Origin of the sequence: Mycobacterium sp. NPDC006124, assembly GCF_040614235.1 — a bacterium.
GTDB lineage: Bacteria > Actinomycetota > Actinomycetes > Mycobacteriales > Mycobacteriaceae > Mycobacterium.
In genome coordinates this window covers 1-20,262 of record NZ_JBEXUA010000017.1, presented here as the reverse complement: position 1 = coordinate 20,262, position 20,262 = coordinate 1, and the positions used below count along the sequence as shown (strand labels likewise).

Annotated in this window: 24 protein-coding genes; 18 read left to right on the top strand and 6 right to left on the bottom strand. The window is 68.0% G+C overall.

Translation table 11 applies throughout. The features are described from left to right. Nucleotides 1-189: 189 nt before the first annotated feature. Together ABZ195_RS25095 and ABZ195_RS25090 are read left to right on the top strand one after the other, a co-directional pair. A complete protein-coding gene (locus ABZ195_RS25095; protein WP_355222590.1) occupies nucleotides 190-1,536 on the top strand; it encodes a DUF2254 domain-containing protein in 1,347 nt (448 codons plus the stop codon). A 55-nt stretch (nucleotides 1,537-1,591) separates the two neighbouring features. Next, entirely contained in the window at nucleotides 1,592-2,089 is a 498-nt protein-coding gene (locus ABZ195_RS25090; RefSeq protein ID WP_355222588.1) for a nitroreductase/quinone reductase family protein, read from the top strand. An 8-nt stretch (nucleotides 2,090-2,097) separates the two neighbouring features. On the opposite strand, the gene ABZ195_RS25085 is transcribed toward ABZ195_RS25090, so the two are convergent. Continuing rightward, nucleotides 2,098-3,081 (bottom strand): NAD-dependent epimerase/dehydratase family protein, encoded by a 984-nt coding sequence (locus tag ABZ195_RS25085; RefSeq protein ID WP_355222586.1) that lies wholly within the window; start codon nucleotides 3,079-3,081, stop codon nucleotides 2,098-2,100. Nucleotides 3,082-3,181: 100 nt separating this feature from the next. Between ABZ195_RS25085 and ABZ195_RS25080 the strand changes: the two genes are divergently transcribed. Further along, nucleotides 3,182-3,712 (top strand): hypothetical protein, encoded by a 531-nt coding sequence (locus tag ABZ195_RS25080; protein WP_355222585.1) that lies wholly within the window; start codon nucleotides 3,182-3,184, stop codon nucleotides 3,710-3,712. Nucleotides 3,713-3,734: 22 nt separating this feature from the next. On the opposite strand, the gene ABZ195_RS25075 is transcribed toward ABZ195_RS25080, so the two are convergent. Next, nucleotides 3,735-4,856: an epoxide hydrolase family protein gene (locus tag ABZ195_RS25075; RefSeq protein ID WP_355222584.1), complete on the bottom strand. Its 1,122-nt coding sequence runs from the start codon at nucleotides 4,854-4,856 to the stop codon at nucleotides 3,735-3,737. 110 nt (nucleotides 4,857-4,966) lie between these two features. Between ABZ195_RS25075 and ABZ195_RS25070 the strand changes: the two genes are divergently transcribed. The 9 genes from ABZ195_RS25070 (at nucleotide 4,967) to ABZ195_RS25030 (ending at nucleotide 14,148) form a co-directional block, all read left to right on the top strand. Then, nucleotides 4,967-5,416: a hypothetical protein gene (locus ABZ195_RS25070; protein ID WP_355222582.1), complete on the top strand. Its 450-nt coding sequence runs from the start codon at nucleotides 4,967-4,969 to the stop codon at nucleotides 5,414-5,416. A gap of 200 nt (nucleotides 5,417-5,616) precedes the next feature. Continuing rightward, nucleotides 5,617-6,294, top strand: a complete 678-nt coding sequence (locus ABZ195_RS25065; RefSeq protein ID WP_355222580.1) for an XRE family transcriptional regulator — start codon at nucleotides 5,617-5,619, stop codon at nucleotides 6,292-6,294. Next, nucleotides 6,291-7,943, top strand: coding sequence for an amidohydrolase (locus tag ABZ195_RS25060; RefSeq protein WP_355222578.1), 1,653 nt, complete (start codon nucleotides 6,291-6,293; stop codon nucleotides 7,941-7,943). Before ABZ195_RS25065 ends, ABZ195_RS25060 begins: the two co-directional genes overlap by 4 nt. Continuing rightward, nucleotides 7,940-9,091, top strand: a complete 1,152-nt coding sequence (locus tag ABZ195_RS25055) for an ABC transporter ATP-binding protein (RefSeq protein WP_355222576.1) — start codon at nucleotides 7,940-7,942, stop codon at nucleotides 9,089-9,091. The genes ABZ195_RS25060 and ABZ195_RS25055 overlap by 4 nt, the downstream gene beginning before the upstream one ends. A 49-nt stretch (nucleotides 9,092-9,140) precedes the next feature. Beyond that, the gene (locus ABZ195_RS25050; protein WP_355222575.1) at nucleotides 9,141-10,283 is read left to right on the top strand and encodes an extracellular solute-binding protein; all 1,143 of its coding nucleotides are present in this window, start codon (nucleotides 9,141-9,143) and stop codon (nucleotides 10,281-10,283) included. Next, the gene (locus ABZ195_RS25045; RefSeq protein ID WP_355222573.1) at nucleotides 10,280-11,239 is read left to right on the top strand and encodes an ABC transporter permease; all 960 of its coding nucleotides are present in this window, start codon (nucleotides 10,280-10,282) and stop codon (nucleotides 11,237-11,239) included. The genes ABZ195_RS25050 and ABZ195_RS25045 overlap by 4 nt, the downstream gene beginning before the upstream one ends. Further along, entirely contained in the window at nucleotides 11,236-12,126 is an 891-nt protein-coding gene (locus tag ABZ195_RS25040; RefSeq protein WP_355222571.1) for an ABC transporter permease, read from the top strand. Before ABZ195_RS25045 ends, ABZ195_RS25040 begins: the two co-directional genes overlap by 4 nt. Beyond that, nucleotides 12,123-13,508, top strand: coding sequence for an FAD-binding oxidoreductase (locus tag ABZ195_RS25035; RefSeq protein ID WP_355222569.1), 1,386 nt, complete (start codon nucleotides 12,123-12,125; stop codon nucleotides 13,506-13,508). The genes ABZ195_RS25040 and ABZ195_RS25035 overlap by 4 nt, the downstream gene beginning before the upstream one ends. A gap of 70 nt (nucleotides 13,509-13,578) precedes the next feature. Next, nucleotides 13,579-14,148 (top strand): metal-dependent phosphohydrolase, encoded by a 570-nt coding sequence (locus tag ABZ195_RS25030; protein WP_355222567.1) that lies wholly within the window; start codon nucleotides 13,579-13,581, stop codon nucleotides 14,146-14,148. A 63-nt stretch (nucleotides 14,149-14,211) separates the two neighbouring features. Here the strand turns inward: ABZ195_RS25030 and ABZ195_RS25025 are convergent, their stop codons facing one another. The 3 genes from ABZ195_RS25025 to ABZ195_RS25015 are packed head-to-tail and all read right to left on the bottom strand — an operon-like array spanning nucleotide 14,212 to nucleotide 16,089. Continuing rightward, nucleotides 14,212-14,811, bottom strand: coding sequence for a DUF6461 domain-containing protein (locus ABZ195_RS25025; RefSeq protein ID WP_355222566.1), 600 nt, complete (start codon nucleotides 14,809-14,811; stop codon nucleotides 14,212-14,214). 13 nt (nucleotides 14,812-14,824) lie between these two features. After that, on the bottom strand, nucleotides 14,825-15,484 hold the full coding sequence (locus tag ABZ195_RS25020; RefSeq protein ID WP_355222564.1) for an isochorismatase family protein: 660 nt from the start codon (nucleotides 15,482-15,484) through the stop codon (nucleotides 14,825-14,827). A gap of 56 nt (nucleotides 15,485-15,540) precedes the next feature. Next, nucleotides 15,541-16,089, bottom strand: a complete 549-nt coding sequence (locus ABZ195_RS25015) for a GNAT family N-acetyltransferase (protein ID WP_355222562.1) — start codon at nucleotides 16,087-16,089, stop codon at nucleotides 15,541-15,543. A 96-nt stretch (nucleotides 16,090-16,185) separates the two neighbouring features. Here ABZ195_RS25015 and ABZ195_RS25010 point away from each other — a divergent pair, with 96 nt between their 5' ends. From ABZ195_RS25010 to ABZ195_RS25000, 3 genes are read left to right on the top strand one after another with little or no spacing between them, the layout of a single operon-like run. Beyond that, entirely contained in the window at nucleotides 16,186-16,611 is a 426-nt protein-coding gene (locus ABZ195_RS25010) for a ribonuclease domain-containing protein (RefSeq protein WP_355222560.1), read from the top strand. Further along, nucleotides 16,608-16,904: a barstar family protein gene (locus tag ABZ195_RS25005; protein ID WP_355222558.1), complete on the top strand. Its 297-nt coding sequence runs from the start codon at nucleotides 16,608-16,610 to the stop codon at nucleotides 16,902-16,904. Before ABZ195_RS25010 ends, ABZ195_RS25005 begins: the two co-directional genes overlap by 4 nt. Nucleotides 16,905-16,941: 37 nt before the next feature. Further along, nucleotides 16,942-17,574: an FKBP-type peptidyl-prolyl cis-trans isomerase gene (locus ABZ195_RS25000; RefSeq protein ID WP_355222556.1), complete on the top strand. Its 633-nt coding sequence runs from the start codon at nucleotides 16,942-16,944 to the stop codon at nucleotides 17,572-17,574. Here ABZ195_RS25000 and ABZ195_RS24995 read toward each other — a convergent pair. Beyond that, a complete protein-coding gene (locus ABZ195_RS24995) occupies nucleotides 17,564-18,493 on the bottom strand; it encodes an AraC family transcriptional regulator (RefSeq protein ID WP_355222554.1) in 930 nt (309 codons plus the stop codon). The two genes, ABZ195_RS25000 and ABZ195_RS24995, sit on opposite strands and share 11 nt — an antisense overlap. 82 nt (nucleotides 18,494-18,575) lie before the next feature. Between ABZ195_RS24995 and ABZ195_RS24990 the strand changes: the two genes are divergently transcribed. The 3 genes from ABZ195_RS24990 to ABZ195_RS24980 all read left to right on the top strand — a co-directional run. Continuing rightward, a complete protein-coding gene (locus ABZ195_RS24990) occupies nucleotides 18,576-19,028 on the top strand; it encodes a pyridoxamine 5'-phosphate oxidase family protein (protein WP_355222552.1) in 453 nt (150 codons plus the stop codon). 76 nt (nucleotides 19,029-19,104) lie between these two features. Beyond that, entirely contained in the window at nucleotides 19,105-19,362 is a 258-nt protein-coding gene (locus ABZ195_RS24985; protein WP_355222550.1) for a YdeI/OmpD-associated family protein, read from the top strand. A gap of 151 nt (nucleotides 19,363-19,513) precedes the next feature. Further along, nucleotides 19,514-20,262, top strand: a 749-nt coding sequence (locus tag ABZ195_RS24980; protein ID WP_355222548.1) for a DUF222 domain-containing protein, incomplete at its 3' end; no start/stop codon positions are given.

The following is a 20,262-nucleotide window of genomic DNA, read 5'->3' as shown; positions in this document are numbered from 1 at the left end:
CGGTTCCTACTATGCGGATGCACCGCTGCGGCCACGTGAAACCACGTCGACCCGTCAGAACTCTGACGTCTCCGACACTTTTGGTCGCCGACGGCGGTGCCCGGTAGGCATGACCTTGGTTGCTTCTGGGTAGTCGCGTCCGGTGAGGTCGAAGTCGTCGAAGGTTGACCACGTGCTTGCGTCGCCCAGGTGAAACCGGTCTTCGCCACAGCGCGGGACGCGGTTCGGACGCAGTTGTGGCCGCTACCCGTCGTGGGCGTCTTCCTTGCCGCGATTGCCGGAGTGTGGATGCCACACGTGGACGCCCGTATCGACGCCTCGCTGCCACCCCGGTTCACCGCTCTCATCTTCGGGGGCGACGCCGGCGCCGCGCGCACTCTTCTCGACGCCATCTCCAGCTCGCTCATCACGGTGACCTCGTTGACGTTCTCGCTCACCGTCGTCACGCTGCAATTGGCCAGCAGCCAATTCTCACCTCGGCTGCTGCGCACCTTCACCAGCGACGCGTTCGTCCAGTCGACGTTGGCATTGTTCCTGAGCACGTTCACCTACTCGCTCACCGTTCTACGCGCCGTGCGCAGCGCCGACGAACCGGGAACCGCGTTCGTTCCGCGGATCTCGGTCACCGTCGCGTTCGTACTCGGGGTCCTCAGCGTCCTGGGTCTGGTGCTGTTCTTGGCGCACCTCGCTCGTCAGATCCGCGTGGAGACCATGCTGCGCGTCGTCCATGACGACGCCAACGCCACCGTGCTCGGATTCACGCAACCACTAAGCGACGCACGCCACGAACCCGAGATGCCCGCGCCGCCGGTAGACGCCATCCCCGTGGCGGCGTCCTCATCGGGGTTCCTGACGAGCATCGACGAAGCCGGCTTGTGTGCCGCGGCAATCGAACTGGACGCGTGTCTCGTCATCGACTGCCACCCCGGCAGCTCCGTCGTGAAGGGTGTGCCCATCGGAGTGGCCTGGCCGGCGCGCCCCGGCGTCGCCTCGGAGGGACTAGACCAGCGTCTGCAGACTGCCATCTCCGACGCGGTCGGGGTGGGCTATGAGCGAACGGCAGCTCAAGACATCGGCTATGGACTGCGACAGCTCACCGATGTCGCGAACAAAGCCCTCTCGCCAGGCATTAACGACCCGACGACGGCGGTTCACGCGCTGGGCCACATCTCCGCAATCCTGTGTCAACTGGCCGAGCGGGATCTGGGACCCAAGGTGCTTCGCGACGAGGAAGATCGCATTCGCGTCGTGCTGCGCCGACCTGCGTTCGCCGAGATGTTGGACCTCGCGATCACCCAACCGCGGCGTTACGGATCCGCCGACCCTCAGGTCATGACACGCCTGATCCGCCTCCTGGAGGAAGTCGCCTGGCACGCCTCGGAGCCGACGGCCGTTCGAGACCAACTCGAGCGCGTCCGGAACACGATCATGGAGACGGACTTCGACGACGTCGAACTCGCCCAACTTGCCCAAGCCGCTTCGCGTGTCGAACACACCCTGGAAGGTCGTTACGTCCGCGACGACGGACGACCGTGAACTCAGCGCATCGGCACCTGGTTCCGCTGAAGGTGGTGCGCTACCGTCGCCAAGCATGGGGATCCCCGCGGTCGAACCGACGGCGCCGTCACCGTTGTTCAAGGCAGGCGCAAAGGTGATGGCAATCGAACCGGCCCGACGATTCCTCAAGAGCTACGGCTGGCGCGTCGACCGTGCGGTGATCAAGCTGACCAACGGACACGTCTCGCTGTCCCTGGTGCTTCCCGAGGTGTTGCTGACCCACACCGGGGCGAAGACGGGTAAGCGGCGAAGCACGCCGTTGACGTACTTCACCGACGGCGGCCGGGTCGTGACGATCGCGTCCAACTACGGCGGCGAGCGCCATCCGGCCTGGTATCACAACGTCGTTGCGCATCCCCACGTCACGTTGTCGGCGCGTGGCTACACCGGCACCTTCCTCGCCGAGGAGGCGGCGGGTGCCGAGCGTGAGCGACTCTTCGCGCTCGCCAAGCAATTCGTGCCCAACTACGCCGACTACGAACGCCGGGCAGCAGGGCGGCGCATCCCGGTCGTGACGTTCAGCGAGACATAGCCGAGACGTCAGTCGACGGTGCCCGCGAGTGCGGCCAGCGTCTCGGCGGCGCTGTACTTGGGCTGCCACCCGAGTTGCTCCCTGGCCTTGCTGGTGTCCATCACCGTCGAGGCGCGACCGGCGTGCAGCCATTCCAGCGCCGACGGCACGAACGGCACACGGGCCAACACCTCCGAGGTGACGACCGCGTCGACGTGCGGCACCTTGACCGGGCGCGCGCCCAGTGCCCGGCCGACGTCGGAGAAGGTGAGCAGTCCGTTCCCGGCGATGTTGTAGGCCCCGGGCGCCGCGGTGGCGGTGGTCGCCGCCAGGGCGATCGCCGATGCGACGTCGTCGTGGTGCACCAGCTGCACCGGTGTGCCGGGGTCGGGCATCGGCGGCTTGAACACCGGCACCGCCTGAGTCAGACGGCGCACCACCCCCGGCAGCCGGTTCCACGGCATGGCGTCGGCCAGGGCGGGGGCCTTGGGCCCGGCGACGATGCAGGGCCGCAACACGTACACCTCCAGCGCCGAGCCAGCGGTGGCCTCGGCGAGTGCCTCCTCGCACGCGGCCTTCTGCTCGGAGTAGTAGTGCTCCGGGGTGCCACGGGTAGGCACGTCCTCGGTGATGGGCACCGGGTTGTCGGAGTGGTAGCCGTATGCCGCCACCGACGAGGTGTAGACGAGGCGGCGCGTCCCCCCGGCCACGGTGGCCTCGAAGACGTTGCGGGTGCCGGCCAGGTTGATCCTGGCGCTCTCCTCGCGCGTGCCCATGATGATGAAGGCGAGGTGCACGACCACGTCGATGTCGGTGACCAGCGCGTCGACGGCGTCTCGGTCCAGGATGTCGCCCTGGCGGTACTCCGTCTTGGTCCAACCCCGTTCGGAGGGATCGAACGGCCGCCGGGCCATCCCGACGATCTGGGTGACGTCGGGATGGGCCTCGAGTGCTTCGATCGTCGAGATGCCGATCTCGCCGGTCGGCCCGGTGACTGCTACGCGGAGTGCCATGGCGTCACCTGTTCCCGGCCCGACCGACCGCAAAACGTGCCGACCGACCATATCCGCGACATCTCCTCCAGGTCGGCAGCACCCTGGCTACACTCCGGCCATGACGACTGCGCCTCGACGGATGACGACCCTGCTGCTGACCGGTGGAATGCTCTATGCAGCCACGTCTTTCGGCGTCTCGGTCGCCGTCGCCCAGCCCGCCGTCTACGCGTTGCCGGCCTGCTACGGCGGTGCCACCCTGCCCGTCGAACGGCCGGCTCAGGCTCAATTCCAGACCTGCGCCGACGGGTCCAAGGAGCTGACCGACATCACGTGGACCCGCTTCGGCCCGGACGGCGCCGAGGGTACCGGTACCTACAGCTACCAGGTCTGTGAACCGAGTTGCGTTGCCGGACATCGTGATTCGTTTCCTGCGGTCATCCACGCCGATGAGCCGCAACCGCCGGCACCCGATGCGTCGTGCCCGGCGGGGGTCATGTTCTTCGGCAATCTGGTCATCGCCTACCCGGACGGCGTGCCGAGCGCCGACGGCGGCGCCCCCAACATGCGCTTTCGTGGCATGCCCGCGACGCTCTACAGCACCGAGGGCACGCCGGACTCGCCGACGTCGCTGGCCGCTCCGCGGTGCTGATGCACGCGGGGGCGTCCACCGCCTAACGCACCAGTCGGAAGAACCCGCGAATCTGCTCGACCAGGGACTCGGGCTGCTCCATCGCGGCGAAGTGACCACCGCGCGGCAGTTCCTCGAACCATCGAAGGTCGGTGAACCTCGTTTCGGCCTCCCGGCGCGACGGGCGGGTGATGTCGCGCGGGTACACCGACAGGCCGGAGGGCGCGGTGACCTTGCCGCGGAAGCTCGAGAAGCTCTCCCAGTACAGTCGCGCCGACGACGTCGCGGACGCGGTGAACCAGTACGTCGAGACCTCGTCGAGGATGGCCTGCCGCGACACGGCGTCCTCGGGACGACCGTCGTTGTCGGTCCAGGCCCAGAACTTCTCGGCGATCCAGGCGGCCTGACCTGCCGGCGAGTCCGTCAGCCCGTAGCCGAGGGTCTGCGGCCGGGTCGACTGCTGCCCGGAGTATCCGCGGCCGGTGCGCTGAAATTCCTTGGCGGCCTCCAGATTCGCCTTCTCCGAGGGTGTCGGGTCCTCGAAGATGCCCATCGGCACCGACCCCATGTTCACGTGCACGCCGGCGACCCGTTCCGGCGCCACCTCGCCGAGCGCCCCGGAGACCGCCGAACCCCAGTCGCCCCCCTGCGCGCCGTATCGCCGGTATCCCAGCGAGACCATCAGCGCGTCCCAGGCCCGCGCGATGCGCTCGACACCCCACCCGGTGGTCGACGGCTTGTCGCTCCACCCGTACCCAGGCAGAGACGGCGCCACGACGTGGAACGCGTCTGCCGGATCTGCGCCGTGGGAGCGCGGATCGGTCAGGGGACCGATGACGTCGAGGAACTCCAGCACCGAACCCGGCCACCCGTGCGTGATCACCAGCGGGAATGCGTCGGGTTCCGGCGAACGCGCATGGATGAAGTGGAGGCCCAGCCCGTCGACGGTATCGCGGTACTGCGGAAAGACGTTGAGCCGCTTGCCGAATCCGAAGTCGTAGTCCTCGGCCCAGCTGCGGCACAGCTCCTGGACATAGGACAACGGCACGCCCTGAGACCAGTCGTCGACCGGCTCCGGCTCGGGCCATCTCGTTCGTCGCAACCGCTCGCGCAGATCGGCGATCTCGGCCTCGGTGATGCTGACCTCGAACGGTTCGGCTGCCACGCGCGGCTCCCTTCCTCGGATACGAGCTTGGGTCCAAGCTAGCGATCAACGGACCCGCCGTGCAGCCGAGGTACCCGCGAGACGGCCCTCGGTCTGAGATGGTGATCACCGTGACCGAGAACGCCCGACGCCGACGCCGCTTCTCCAGATGGGTCGTCACCGCGACGGCGATGGCCGCGGTCGGCACCGCCGTCAGCGCCCCGGTCGCGACCGCGGACCCGCTCTGCACCCAGGTGGGCGCCTACTGCGGGTTCTACTCACCGTCGCACCGCATCGACTGCGAGATCGACACCGGCGGTCGGACGGGTCCGGATTCGGTGTACTGCAAGACCCTCGAACCAGCACGGTCGGCGTCGATGGACGACCACGGGACCGTCACGACCTGCTCTGGTCAGTCGTGCGTGGGTGACGCCGCCGAGGGCACGCCGACGCTGGCCTACGGCCAGTCCGTGTCGCTGGGACCGTTCCGGTGCTCGTCCGCGCGCACCGGCGTGACATGCACGGCGGCACGAGGCCGCGGATTCGTCATCTCGACGGGCGGCATCGCGAACGTCGGATGAGTCCGACGTGACGACGTTTGCCGTCGCCGTACGAATTGCATTGTCGATCAATGTTTCCCATGGTGACATGGGCCGGGCCGTGCCCATCCGCGATTTCGTCGACGTTACGAAGTTGGCCTGATTCGCCCGTTCTGTTGCGAGAACCCCGAGAGGGTCTTACGGTTCGTCAGTAAGCAGAACGTTAAGTGATTCTTAACGAAATGAGGCATGTGATCGTCGAGCCCGCTACAGCCACACCCACGACCGACGGTGCCGTCCGCGCGACGCTGGGCAACCGGTTGCGAGACGCTCGCGAACGTGCCCGGTTGTCCACCAGGGAACTGGCGGCCCGGGCCGGGGTGAGCGCGGGATTCATCAGCCAGCTGGAGAACGGCAAGTGCGGGGTGTCCGTCAGCGTGCTCAAGCGCATCGCCGCCGCGGTGGGGGTCTCGGTCGCCGACTTGCTCTCCGACGAGGCCCCCGTCTCCCGGCCCGTTCTGCGCGCGCACGAGCGACCCGTGTTCTCCAGCGAGGGCGGATTGCGAAAGTTGCTGCTGTCGCGTCCACCGCTTCGCCAACTCGAGGTCTACGAAGGCACGTTCGAGGTCGGCGGGTCCACGGGACCGGAGCCCTACGCCCACGACGACGCCCAAGAGCTCTTCTACGTGCTGACCGGCCACATGGAGATCTCGATCGGAACCGAGACGCACGTCTTGGGCCCCCGCGACAGCGTCGAGTATCTCTCGTCGGTGCCTCACCGCGCCGTGAACGTGGGCGCGACGCCCGCGCAAGCGATGTGGATCACGTCGCACTTCACCCCACCCATCGACGCCAACCCGCTCGCCGCGCCGTCCGCTCAGCAGGTCTCCGCCCACACACCTCGAGGAATGACACCATGACCACACCCCACCGACTACTCATCACCGGTGGCCACGTCTTCACCCCCGCGGGCATCGTCGACGAACCGCTCCTCGTCGGGGACGGCGTCATCACCGCGATCGGCCAGGACGCGCTCGGGGCGTCCGACGCCGTCGAGATCGACGCGGCGGGCGGACTGGTCTCCCCCGGCTTTCAGGACTGCCACATCCACCCGTACCACGCGGGGCTGGACATGATCGCCTGCGACCTGACCCCATACGACACCGCAGAGGGCTACCTGACTCGCATCGCCGAATACGTCGCGGACAACCCAGACCTCCCGTGGGTCAGCGGGGGCGGCTGGTCGATGGACTCGTTCCCCGGCGGACTGCCCACCGCCGCGGCGCTCGACGCGATCGTCGGTGACCGCCCGGCGTTCTTCCCCAACCGCGACGGTCACGGCGCCTGGGTAAACACCAAGGCCCTCGAGATCGGCGGCATCGACGACTCGACGCCCGATCCCTTCGACGGACGCATCGAACGCGACGCCGACGGCCATGCCATCGGCACGCTGCAGGAGGGTGCGATGGGCTTGGTCGCCCAGCACATCCCGCTGGCGACCCAGGACGACCTCGACGAGGCGTTGACGATCGCCCAGCGCCAGCTGTTCCAATGGGGCGTCACCGCATGGCAAGACGCCATCGTCGGCGCCACCAACGACACCCCCGACACGCTGGATTCCTACCTGCGCGTCACCGCGTCCGGAGTGTTGAAGGCCCGCGTGGTCGGCGCGCTCTGGTGGGACCGCAACCGCGGGCTGGAGCAGATACCCGAGCTCGTCGAGAAGCGCGAACGGGCCCTGGCGGCCGGATTCGCCGCCACCACGGTCAAGATCATGCAGGACGGCGTCGCCGAGAACTTCACGGCCGGAATGCTCGAGCCGTACCTCGACTCGTGCGGCTGCCCCGGGGAGAACACCGGCAAGAGCTTCGTCGACCCGACCACGCTGGTCGAGATCGCCACCCAGCTCGACGCGCTCGGCTTCCAGCTTCACTTCCACGCCCTCGGCGACCGAGCCGTCCGCGAGTCGCTCGACGCGATCGAGGCCGCCCGCAAGGCCAACGGCGACAAGGACCTTCGACACACGCTGGCCCACATTCAGGTGGTGCACCCCGACGACGTGCCCCGCTTCGCCGAACTGGGGGTGGTGGCGAACATGCAACCGCTGTGGGCCAGGCACGAACCTCAGATGGACGTCCTGACGATCCCATTCCTCGGGCCGCGTCGCGCGGCCTGGCAGTATCCCTTCGGATCGCTGCACCGGGCCGGGGCACCCCTCGCGTCGGGCAGCGACTGGCCGGTGAGCACGGCCAATCCGCTACACATCATCCACACCGCCGTCAACCGAGCCCCCGTCGGTGCGACGGGCTCTGCGGTGATGCCGTTCCTCGGCGAGCAGGCGCTCTCGTTGGCGGACGCGCTGATCGCACACAGCCTGGGCACCGCCTACCTCAACCACGACGAACAGCGGTCGGGAAGCATCGAAGTCGGAAAGGCCGGCGACATCGTCATTCTCGACCGCGACATCTTCGCCGCCCCCGTCGCCGAGATCGGCTCGGCCACCGTGGCCTACACGATCATCGGCGGCGAAGTCGTCTACGACGCGAGCGCGACGCTGGTGTCGGCATGAGCACCGTGGACATGACGGCCCGCACGACCACCACGCCGAGTTCGGTGGCCGGATCGGTCGAACTGCGTTCTCTCACCAAGTCGTACGCCTCGGCCGTCGCGGTGGACGACCTCAGCCTCGACGTACAGCCCGGGGAGTTCCTGAGCCTGCTTGGCCCCAGCGGCTGCGGCAAGACCACCACGCTGCGGATGATCGGCGGATTCGAGTTCCCCGACGACGGGTCGATCCAGATCTCGGGGCAGAACGTCGAGAATTTGCCCCCGCACAAGCGCCCGGTGAACACCGTCTTCCAGGCCTACGCACTGTTTCCGCACATGAAGGTCGCCGACAACGTCGCCTACGGCCTGCGCCGCTCGGGCGTACCGAAGTCCGACATGGCCGACCGGGTGAGTCGCGCGCTGGACATGGTGCGCATGACGGCCTTCGCCAACAGGAAGCCCGCTCAGCTCTCGGGCGGCCAGCAGCAGCGCGTCGCGTTGGCCAGGGCGCTGGTGAACCGGCCCGCCGTCCTGCTGCTGGACGAGCCCATGAGCGCGCTGGACCGCAAGCTCCGCGAGGAGATGCAGGTCGAACTCAAACTGCTGCAGCACGAACTCGGCACGACGTTCATCTTCGTCACCCACGACCAGGAGGAGGCGCTGTCGATGAGCGACCGGGTCGCGGTGATGAAGGACGGCCGAATCGAGCAGATCGGAACCGCCTCAGACGTCTACGATTCGCCCGAATCAGCCTTCGTGGCAGGCTTCATCGGTCGGCAGAATTCGTTCGCCGGCACGATCTCGGCCTTCGACCGCGACGGGGTGAGCGTGCGCACCGGCGGTCTGTCGCTCTACTCCACGAGGCCGACCAAGGGCAGTGCGCCCGCCGCCAGCGGCGGGGAGGTCAGCGCCGCGATCAGACCGGAGTCGGTGGTGGTGGCGTCGGCACCCGCTGGGACACCTGCCGCGGCGGACGCTCCCGTCAACTCCGTCACCGGAACGCTGCTCGGCGTCTCGGAACTCGGTCACAGTCTGCAATTGGTCATCCACACGCCCAGCGACGACCAGATCCTGGCTCGACTCCCCCGCTCCGCCAATCCGCCCACCGAGCTCGGATCGCCCGTGCTGTGTTCCTGGTCGGCGGACGCCGTCCGCATCTTCACCTCGTAGTCGTCCCACCCCAATCACTTTCTCGCCCAACCGACCTGGAGGTCCCGCCATGAACCAACCACCCATCCGCGCTCTGGTCCCCGATGCGCTGAAGAGTTCGATCTCCCGCCGTGGCTTCCTCGGCGGCACGGCGGCACTGGGGTTCGGCGCATTCCTCGCCGCCTGTTCGAGTTCCCCGGGCGGTGGTGGCGGATCGTCGGACGGCCTCAACATCTACACCTGGGGCGAGTACGACGACCCCGCCGTGCTGACCGACTTCACCGCGGCCAAGGGCCCGAAGATCACCGTCGACTCCTACGGCTCGAACCCGGAGATGATCGCCAAACTCAGCGCGGCCAAGGGAACGACGGGATACGACATCTGCGTCCCCACCCACTCGAACATTCAGCAGATGGTGACCGCGGGGCTGCTCACCGAGCTCGACCACTCCAAGTTGCCCAACATGAAGAACCTCAACGCCAAGGTCGTCAACACCGAATTCGACCCCGGCAACAAGTACAGCGTGTGCAAGGACTGGGGATCGACGGGTTACGTCTACGACACCACGGTGATCAAGCGAGAGCTGAAGTCCTGGGCGGACTTCCTCGACGCCGCCCAGAAGGAGGCCTCGGGCAGCATGTCGCTGCTCGAGGATCAGAGCGAAGTGGCCTACACCTACTTCTGGGCCAACGGAATCGACGAGAACACCACCGATCCCGGCCACATCGCGGCGTACCGCTCCTTCGTCATCGACAAGATCGCTCCGCACGTGCAGGCCTTCGAATCGTCGACCAACGCCTCGATCTCGTCATCCGCCCGCGCCCTGATCCACTGCTGGAACGGTGACGGCCGGCTGGGGATCCTCGCCAACGCCGAGCCCGACCGCTACAAGTGGGTGTGGCCCACCGAGGGCGCGAACCTGTGGCAGGACAACTGGGCGATCGTCAAGGGCGCACCCCACGAGAGCGCCGCCTATGACTTCATCAACTACGTCCTCGACCCGACGGTGTCCCTCAAGGAACTCACCTACATCGGCTACAACACCGGCGTCGAGGGCATCGAGGAAGCGGCCATGAAGGCCGGCATCAAGCGACCCGACATGGTGTTCATCCCCGAGGCCATCATGTCGAAGCTGGTGTACAGCCGCATGACGTCGGCTGACGGCACCATCATCGGCATCTACGACGAGCTCAAGGCCGCGGCGGGCAAGTGACCACCGTCGAGGATCGGGCGGCGCCGACGCCCGTCGCGGGCAACGTGCCGCCCGCTGGTCGGCGACTACGCGCTCCGAAAGGCCTTGGGGCGCTGCCGATCAGCGTGTGGATCCTACTGTTCTTCATCCTGCCGTTCGGTCTCGTGGTCTGGTACAGCTTCGGCTACAAACCGGGCGTGTACGTCACCCACGCCAACGACGTCCTCTCCTTCGACCGCTACGGCCAGGCAGCCTCGCCAGCCTTCTTCGCGATCTTCGTCCGGACGCTGAAGATCGCCGTCACGGGAACGGTGCTGTGCCTGGCGATCGCCTTCCCGATGGCCTATTGGATGGCGGTCAAACTGGCCCCCAAATGGCGCGGCATCGTGCTGGCCCTGATCCTCATCCCCTACTGGACCAACTTCCTGGTGCGCACCATTGGGTGGCAAATATCGCTCAGCCCAGAGGGTTTCGTGTCGAAGACGCTGCAGTGGGCGCACCTGACCGACGGCCCGCTGCACGTGCTCTACACCTCGTCCGCGGTTCAACTCGGCGTGGTCTACAACTACCTGCCGCTGATGATCCTTCCGTTGTACGTGGCGCTGGAACGCCTCGACCCCAAACTCCTCGAGGCCAGTCGTGACCTCGGCGGCACGGTGTGGAGCACGTTCTGGCACGTCACCGTTCCGCTCTCGGTGCCGGGGGTGACCGCAGGAATGCTCCTGGTCTTCGTTCCGCTGATGGGTGACTACATCACCCCGACCGTGCTCGGCGGGGCCAGCGGCAGCATGGTCGGCCAGATGGTGGCCGCCCAATTCCAGAGTGCCCAGAACTGGGCGCTCGGGTCGGCCATGGCCGTCCTGTTGATGCTGGCGATCTTCGGCACCAGTGCCGTGGTCGGCGCCGCCCTGAAGGTGGTCGGTGCCATCGCCACCGCCGCGACATCGTTGAGACTTCCGCACGAGGAGAACGCGTGACCGCCGCCGACACCACCACGAGAGTCGTTCGCCGACGAAGGATCCGGCCCGCGGACGCCGTCCTGAACGTGTGGGGTGTGCTCGGGGTGCTGTTCCTCTTCTTCCCGATCGTCGTCATCGTGGTGTTCTCCTTCAACACCGGCCGCACCCTGCAGATGTTCGAGGGGTTCGGCTTCGACGCCTACGTCGCGGCGATGAACAACCCGGCGATCGTCAACGCGATCACCGTCTCGCTGATCACCGCCGCGGGCACCGCGGTGGTCGCCACCCTGCTGGGCACCTTCGCGGGGATCGCGCTGACCCGGCGCCCCGGCTGGTGGGCACCGGGACTCCTGGTGCTTCTGGGCCTGGTGATGGTCACGCCCGAGATCGTCAGCGCGATCTCGCTGCTCCCCTGGTTCGTCACACTCGGCGTCGACTGGGGTTTCACCAGTTTCAACGTCGGCCAGGTGCGCCTCATCATCGCCAACTCCCTGTTCGCCAGCGCCGTCGTCACCTTCATCGTGCGGGCCCGCATGACGGGGATGAACGAGTTCCTCGAAGAGGCCGCCGCCGACCTGTACGCGCCACCGCTTCGGCGCTTCACCGACATCACGCTGCCGCTGATCCGCCCGGCCGTCATCTCCGGGGCGCTACTGGCCTTCACCCTCAGCCTCGACAACACCGTGGTCTCGTCGTTCGTCTCGGTCGCCGGGTCGACGCCCTGGCCGGTGTACATCTTCGCGTCGCTGAAGGCGTCGCTGCGGCCCGACATCGCCGCCATGTCGACGCTCATGCTGGGGCTCACCCTGATCGTCCTCGCCGTGGCCGCCCTGATCCTCCGGCGCGACCCGACGGGTGAGGGCGGTGGCGCCGCCGGCCTGACGAGTGCGATGGTGGGCAAGTGAGCACCACATTGACCAACGGCAAGGTGTCCTTCTGGTGGAACAGCATTGGGGCCACCCCCCCACGCCCACCGTTGCCCGGCTCCACGCAGGCCGACGTCTGCATCGTCGGCGCCGGATACACCGGGCTGTGGACCGCCTACTACTTGAAGAGGGCGGCGCCGGCACTGCGCGTCGTCGTGCTCGAACAACGCTTCGCGGGTTTCGGAGCGTCGGGACGCAACGGCGGCTGGCTCACCAACGAGATCACCGGTGGCCGCGGTTCCTATCTGAAGTCACACGGACGCGACGCCGTCGCACGCCAGCAGACCGCCATGAACGAGACGGTCGACGAGGTCATCCGCGTCACCCGCGACGAGGACATCGACTGTGACGTGATCAAGGGCGGCGAGTTCACCGTCGCCACCAACGCCGCGCAACAGGCCCGCCTGCTGCACGCGGTCGAGGAAGCCCGCTCCTGGCCGATGACCGACGTCGAACTCCTGAGCGCCGCCGAGGCCACCGCGCGAATCAACGTGCGCGGTACCACCGGCGCGATGTGGCATCCGCACTGTGCGCGACTGCACCCCGCGAAACTCGCCGCCGGGTTGGCCAAGGTCGTGGAGTCGCTGGGCGTCGAGATCTACGAGCAGACCAGGGTCACCCAGATCCGTCCCCACCAGGCGGTGACCGACTCGGGCACCGTCACGGCGGCGACCGTCGTCCGGGCCACCGAGGGTTTCACCGCTCAGATCGAGGGCCTGCGCCGGACGTGGCTGCCGATGAACTCCTCGCTGATCGTCACCGAGCCACTGTCGGCCGAGATCTGGGCCGATATCGGCTGGGACGGTTACGAGACGCTGGGCGACCAAGCCCACGCCTACATGTACGCCCAGCGGACCGCCGACGACCGCATCGCGATCGGCGGCCGTGGGGCGCCGTACCGCTACGGTTCGGGTACCGACGTCGACGGCGTGACCGACCCCAGAACCGTTGGGCTGCTTCGCGACATCCTGGTGCGATTCTTTCCGTCGACGGCCCGGGCCGGGATCGAACACGTGTGGTCGGGAGTGCTGGGCGTGCCGCGGGACTGGTCGGCGACGGTGGGACTCGACAGAGCCAGCGGCCTGGGCTGGGCGGGCGGTTACGTGGGTACCGGCGTCACCTCCACTAATCTCGCCGGACGCACGCTGCGCGACCTCATCCTCGACCAGCCGTCGACACTCACCGAGTTGCCCTGGGTGAACCACCGGGTGCGCAAGTGGGAACCGGAACCGTTGCGGTACATCGCCGTTCAGGCCATGTACAAGGCCTACTACGCGGCCGACCGCGCCGAGTTGGGCGGCCGACCCACCACGTCACCGATCGCAACGATGGCCGACCTGGTCTCCGGCCGAGGGCACTGAGCGCCTCGCCACGCGTCGAGGTGACCCCGTCACTATGGTGGACGTGGACGTTCATCGAGAGGAGTGGGCCATGAGCACCGAGGCGCGTGCCACCTACCGCACGATGGCCGAGGGCACCGCAGAGGACTACGCCCTCATCGACCGAGCGGAGGAGGCGAACAACGCGGGGTTGGTGCCCCGCGTCCTTGGCCTGGTGGAGGCTTTGGCCGACGGTCAGCAGGCCTACCCGATCAGCCGACTCGACCATTCCCTGCAGTCGGCCACCCGGGCCGTCGATGACGGACGTTCCGACGGGTACGTCGTCGCCGCGCTGCTGCACGACGTGGGCGACACCTACGCTCCCCATGCCCACGGCGCCTTCGCCTCAGCCGTCGTCGCGCCCTACGTGTCCGAACGAGTGGCGTGGATCGTCAAGGTACATCCCGAGTTTCAGCAGTATTACTACGCGCCACACATGGGTGGCGTGCGCGACGCCCGCGAGAAGTACCGCGGACACCAGTGGTTCGACGATTGCGTCGAGTTCTGCGAGAAGTACGACCAGAACTGCTTCGACGCGGACTTCGAGCATCGTCCGCTCGACTTCTTTCGTCCGGTGGTGGAACGGGTCTTCGCCCGCGAACCGTGGACGAGCACCGACTGACGCGGCCAACCTCTACGTGCACGACTGCCGCCGTGTCAACTCCCGTGACCGGCTGCGGGCCCGCTACGTCGTCACGGTTACGACGTGAAAGCTGGTGCCAGTCAGCCACTCCGGCGTAAGCGCGACACCTGTGACGCTTTCGGCCAGCGCGAATCCGGCCGCGGAGAGGTCGACCGTGGTGAGGATCTCCTCGGCGTCGAGCGGGATGCCCACGGCTCGAGCATGGTCGACGAGCGCGTCCGGGTCGCTGCCACTGCGCTCCGACGGGAACATCAGGTCGACGTCGACGAGAAGCCGCCCGTCGCGCCACCAGTGAAAGGTGTGTACCGCGTTGACGTTGGCGAAGTGCGAGACGACCGTCCGTTCGCACGACAGTGGACCGACGAGGTCTTCGGTCACCCCGAGGAAGCCGTTGACCTCGGCGACCAACGTCCACCGTTCGTCGATGGCGGCAACGCCGACCGTGGCGACCGACGGGTCGTAGCCGGCGGGCCAGTTCGCGACGACGTGGGCGTAGAGGGCGTCGAACCCCGCAGCCATGGTGACCCGGCGGGCCTGCAGCGCCTCGATCAGGTCGTCGACCCCGAGGTCGCCGACGAGGGTCACGCAGTGAGCTTCGGCCCATCCCGGACGCCACGTCGGCCACCACGAATAGTCGTCCACCGTCACCACCGTGCTACGTGATGCTCGACCGCATCGCTCCGACGACCTCGTCGGTCGTGACGACCCCGTGGGCGAGGAAGCGGTAGTTGACCAGAGCAGCCTGATATCCGTCCCCCCATTCGGGATGGCGCGGGCCGGCGACGGCGTCGCGCACCACGTACACCTCGAAGCCCTGCTCCAGGAGGTCGCGCAGGTGCGACTCGACGCACATGTTCGCCAGCATCCCGCCCAGCAAGACCTTCTCGATGCGGCGCTTGCGCAACTGCAGGACCAAGTCGTTGGTCTGTGAACCGAACACCTTGTGGGGGCTCACCACGACGGTGTCCGGGTCCAGGATGTACGGCTTGAACACCTCCAGCCAATCGGCCCCCGATCCGGCGAACCCGTCCAAGGTCAGCGGCCCGGTCCGATCGAAGGTGCCCGTGCGCAACTCGTCGGATTCCAAGGCGCCATTGAACAACCAGCCATGGTCGGTCGGATAGAAGTAGTGCGGCGAGATGAACGTGGTGAAAGACGCGGCCTTGGCGGCCTCGAAGATGGCCAGCATGTGCGCGACGGTGTCGTTCTCGGTGACGCTGGCGCCCGTCGACGCCCAATTGAGGCCAGTGGGGCTCAGCACGTCATTCTGCGGATCGATGAAGACGACGGCAGTGTCGGCGTGATTCCAGTTCATCGCGGTGACTCTCTCTCGGTGGTCGGCTCCCGGCGCGTTCCCGTCGATGATGCCCGCTACCAGAGGTCGCCGACGCGCCAATCGCAAATCAAGGGAACGCCTTTCGCCAACGCGATCCCCTCGCCCGGCGGTGCCGAGAACAACAGGATGCGATCGTCGACGTCGTAGGTGTCGACCAGCCCACCACCTGGGGTGTCGGCCGCGGTGGGCCCGTCCCAGGACGTCCAGCCGCGGCCGGCGTAGAACGGCACCGCTGTGTGCACGGCGTTGAGTCCGCCCAGGCCGTAGCGCTCGCGGATGACCGACTCGGCGTGGTCCATCACCAGACGCCCCAGCCCCCGGCCACGCTGGTCCTCGCTCACCGCGACGGCCTCGACGTATCCGGTGGCGAAGCCGCGTCCGTCGTGGCGCAAAGTGCGGCCGACCACCGACGCGTGCGCCAGCAGGACCCCGTTCTCACTGACCACGACGTGCACGCCGTCGACGCCGTGCAGCCAGTCGTGGGTGCGGAAGTCGGCGCCGAAGGCCGACCGCACCAATTCCTCGGCGTCGGCGAGCTCGCCTCCGTCGAGCACACCGGGTTCGGCGACCCGCACGTCGATCACGAGACCAGCCTGCCAGCGGGGCCGGGCCCGCCGCAGCCGACGCGCCGGAGGGCGATGATGGAGCCAGCGGACGGTTCGAGGGCGAAGGGAGTACGGGTGAGTGCACGCAGCAGGCTCGTCCTCGTCGTCGCTTGTGCGCTGATCGCCGTCGCCGCGGCCGTGGCCTGGGTGTTCCTGCCGTCCACGGCAACCACCGAGTCGACCCCGGCGGGCATGCCCGTCTGCCCGCTGAGCACCCTGCCGCGTGAGGCCGCCGAGACCGTCCGCGCCGTGCATTCCGCGGGCCCCTTCCCCTCCCCCCGCAACGACGGCGTGGTGTTCGGCAATCGCGAGGGTCACCTGCCCGCGCAGGCGAGGGGCTACTACCGGGAGTACACGGTGCTCACGCCCGGTGCGACCAACCGGTCGACCCGGCGCATCGTCACCGGCGGCTCGCCGGTCACCGACCCTCGCGAGTACTTCTATACCGCCGACCACTACGACTCCTTCTGCCTGGTGACCGGCGCCGGGGGGCGATCGTGACGCGAACGTTTCATCTCGACGGACGACGGATCGGCACCCCTGAGGACTTCTATCGGGAGATCGGCGAGGCGGTCAACGGTCCGACGGGATACTTCGGCGCCAACCTCGACGCGCTCGCTGACTGTCTGCGAGGCGGCTTCGGCACCACGCCCGGCGAACACGTCGAATTCGAGTGGCGGCACAGCGACGCGTCGCGTCGGAGGCTGCGCGGCGTCCGACGCGGTGGGATCGGGTTCGTCGACGCGGTGCGCGAGGTGTTCGACGACGCCGGGGTGACGCTCCGGCTGAGGTGAACGGGCGCCGCGCACGGCGTTCTGTAGCGTGGCGTCGATGAAGTCACCTCGCGCATTCCGTTCCGTCGCTCTCGTGGCAGGTGCCGCACCGTTCGTCGCGTTGCTCGCCGCCTGCGGTTCCGACGCTGGCGCTCAACCCGACTCGACCCCGAGCGCTGCGAGCAGCAGCTCCTCGGCCGTCGCCGCACCCAGCCAGACCCCCGTCGCAGCCTCGTGCCCGTCGGCGGCTCCCGCCGCCGGCGGTACCCCCGAGTGGACGCTGCCCGGGACGACCGGCAACGTCGCCGTCACGGGGTCGACGGACTCGGCTGCCCCGGAGATCAAGGTGGCCGGCCCGTTCAGCGTCACCGCCACCCAGGTGCACACCCTCGCCGCCGGAGACGGACCCGTCGTCCCGGACACCGCGACGGTCTCGGTCTGCTACATGGGCGTCAACGGCCGCGACGGAAGCGTGTTCGACAGCAGCTATGAGCGCGGCGAGCCCGCGGAATTCCCGCTCGACGGCGTCGTCCCGGGCTTCCAAAAGGCCATCGCGGGCCAGAAGGTCGGCTCGACCGTCGCCGTGGCGATGGATCCGGCCGACGGTTACCCCGAGGGTCAGCCCAGCGCCGGCATCCAAAAGGGCGACTCTCTCGTCTTCGCCATCAAGATCCTCGGCATCACCGAGTGACCGCGCGGCGGTAGGCGCTGGGGTTGACGCCGCGGACACGCTTGAACGCGGCGCTGAACCCGAACGGGTCGGCGTAGCCGACCGCGCGTGCCACCTCCGCGACCGTAGCGTCGTCCCGTTGCGCCAGCAGATCCGCCGCCAGCGTCATGCGCCAACGCGTGAGATAGGTCAGCGGAGGTTCCCCGACCAGCTCGGCGAACCGTTTGGCCAACGTCGAGCGCGACACCCGTGCACCCTCCGCCAGGCTGGCGATCGTCCACGGCGCGGCCGGGTCGGCGTGCAGTAGACGCAACGCGTCGCCCACCACCGTGTCGCGCTGGGCGGCCCACCACCCCGGTGGTTCCCCGCCGGGACGGTCGAACCATGCGCGCAGCGTGCACACCAGCATCCAGTCCAGCAACCGGTCGAGCACCACCTGCTGGCCGGGGACGTCGAGAGCCACCTCGGCCGCAAGGTGGTCGAGCACCGGGTCGCCCGTGCCCCCGGCGTCCACCCGCAGGATCACCGGCAGCGCATCGAGTAGGGGCTGACTGATCTCACCGCGCACCGGGTAGGCACCGACGATCAGAGTGGTGCCGGCCGAGCCGTCACCCGCGTCGGTCCAGCCGAGGCGATGCTTCATGCCGCCCTGATCGGGGCCAGCGCAGTCCTCGCCGCAGACGATCGGCTCCGCCCTCGTCCCCACCTCGTCGACGAAGGTGAAGGCTGCCGGCCCGCGGACCACGACGGTGTCGTAGGGCCGCAACGGTTCTGGCGGACGATCCTCGGCCACGATCCATCCCGATCCGCCCAATACGGTGCACAGGGTGAGCGGCGCACCGTCGACGAAGCGCAGCGCCCACGGTGGCGACAGCGTTGAACTGCCGAACAGCGAGCCGTTGGCCCGCACGCCGCGGATCAAATCGTCGAAGACGCTCATCGCCGCCACGGTAGACGATCGGACATGCATCTCGGCCGATTACCCATGGTTGCGTCCGAGACGTCGGGTTTGAATCGACGACATGAGCACAAACATCATCCCGTCGAGCGCCGGCGAAACCTCGCTCACCGAGGCCGACTTCGCATTTCTGCGCCGTCCTCTCTACGGATTCTTCGCGACCGCCTCGGGCCCGCGTCCGCCGCAGCCCCGACCCGTGTGGTTCGAGGTGACCGATCAGGGCCTCGTCCAACTGTTCACCGGGCCGGACACGGTGAAGGTTCGGCGCCTGCGCGAAGACCCGCGCGCCTCGCTCGTCGTCTCCGCACCCGTCGGCGAACGCGAGCGATGGGTGTCGGTTTCGGGCCGCGTCGACGTCGTGGCCACGGGCGCCCACGAGCTGGCCGGACGATTGGCCGCGCGCTATTGGGATCTCGACGATCCGGGCAGGGCTCGTGACCTCGCCGACATCCTGGCGCAGGATCAAGTACGGCTGCTCCTGCGACCCGACAAGGTCACCCGCTACGCCATGGAGTGAATCGCGCCCTCGTGCCTGTCGGGTCCGGAGTAGGTTGTCGACCGACGCGGCCGTCCAACCTCGCGAGGATTCCGACATGAGCACCAAATTGCCCGGTGGCGTGGTCCACGATTTACCCACGGATCTGCGCACCGAACTGGTTGCCAATCAGACGGCACTTCACGCCTGGCGTGACATCACGCCGTTGGCGCGCAACGAGTTCATCTGCTGGGTCGAGGACGCCAAGCAGGACGCGACCCGGGCGCGCCGCATTCGTCGGACGCGGGAAGAACTCGAGGAGGGCAAGCGCCGGCCGTGTTGTTGGCCGGGGTGCAAGCACCGCACCACCGGGTGAGCGGCCGCGGCGGTTGATCGCAGGCGTCGCCGTAGCACGGGGCTCCGACATACTCGAGGGGTCGAGCGGGGTTATGCACAGATCTCTCGTTCATCCACAGAACGCTTGTAGCAGAACGACTTTCGTCGGATGTGCGCCATAGACTGGAGTCATGTTCGATCAGTTGGTGGACGCCACGACCGGTACCCGCGGGGCCGGGGCGCTGTCGTCGTGGTCGCGGGTGGAGAACGCCGCCTGCGCCCGCCGCGTCGCGACGATGGCCGCCATGCTCGACGAGGCGCACGCGCTGTGCGGGTCGGCGGATCGCGACCAATGGTGCCTGGACAACGTCGACGCCGTCGCCGCCCACATCGGCGCCGCACAGAGAATCACGCCTGGTGCGGCCAGTCACCAGCTATTGGTCGCGGTCGCGCTGCACGAACGCTTTCCCAGGGTGGCGGCGGTCTTCGCCGACGGACTGATCACGTATGCGTTGGTGAAGACCGTGGTGACGCGGGGCGCCCTGGTCGTCGACCCCGACGCCCTACGGACATTGGACGCTCGACTGGCAGAAGCGTTCGAGGACTGGGAGCCGATGTCGGTGGACAAGACCGAGAAGACGATCGACGCCCAAGTCGCGCGCGTCGACCCGCAGGCGGTGCGGCGCACCGAGACCAAGGCCCGCAGCAGATCCGTCGAAATCACCATCGACGAAGACGGCAGCGGCCTGGCCACCCTGTACGCCACCCTCTTCGCCCACGACGCCAAGACGTTGCAGGCCCGGCTACGCGCCCTGGCCAACACCGTCTGCCCCGCCGACCCGCGAACCGCCGACCAACTCCGCGCCGACGCCTTCGGCGCTGGTGGGAACGACCGCATGGCCTGCCTCTGCGGCACCGACGACTGCCCCGCCGCCCAGAA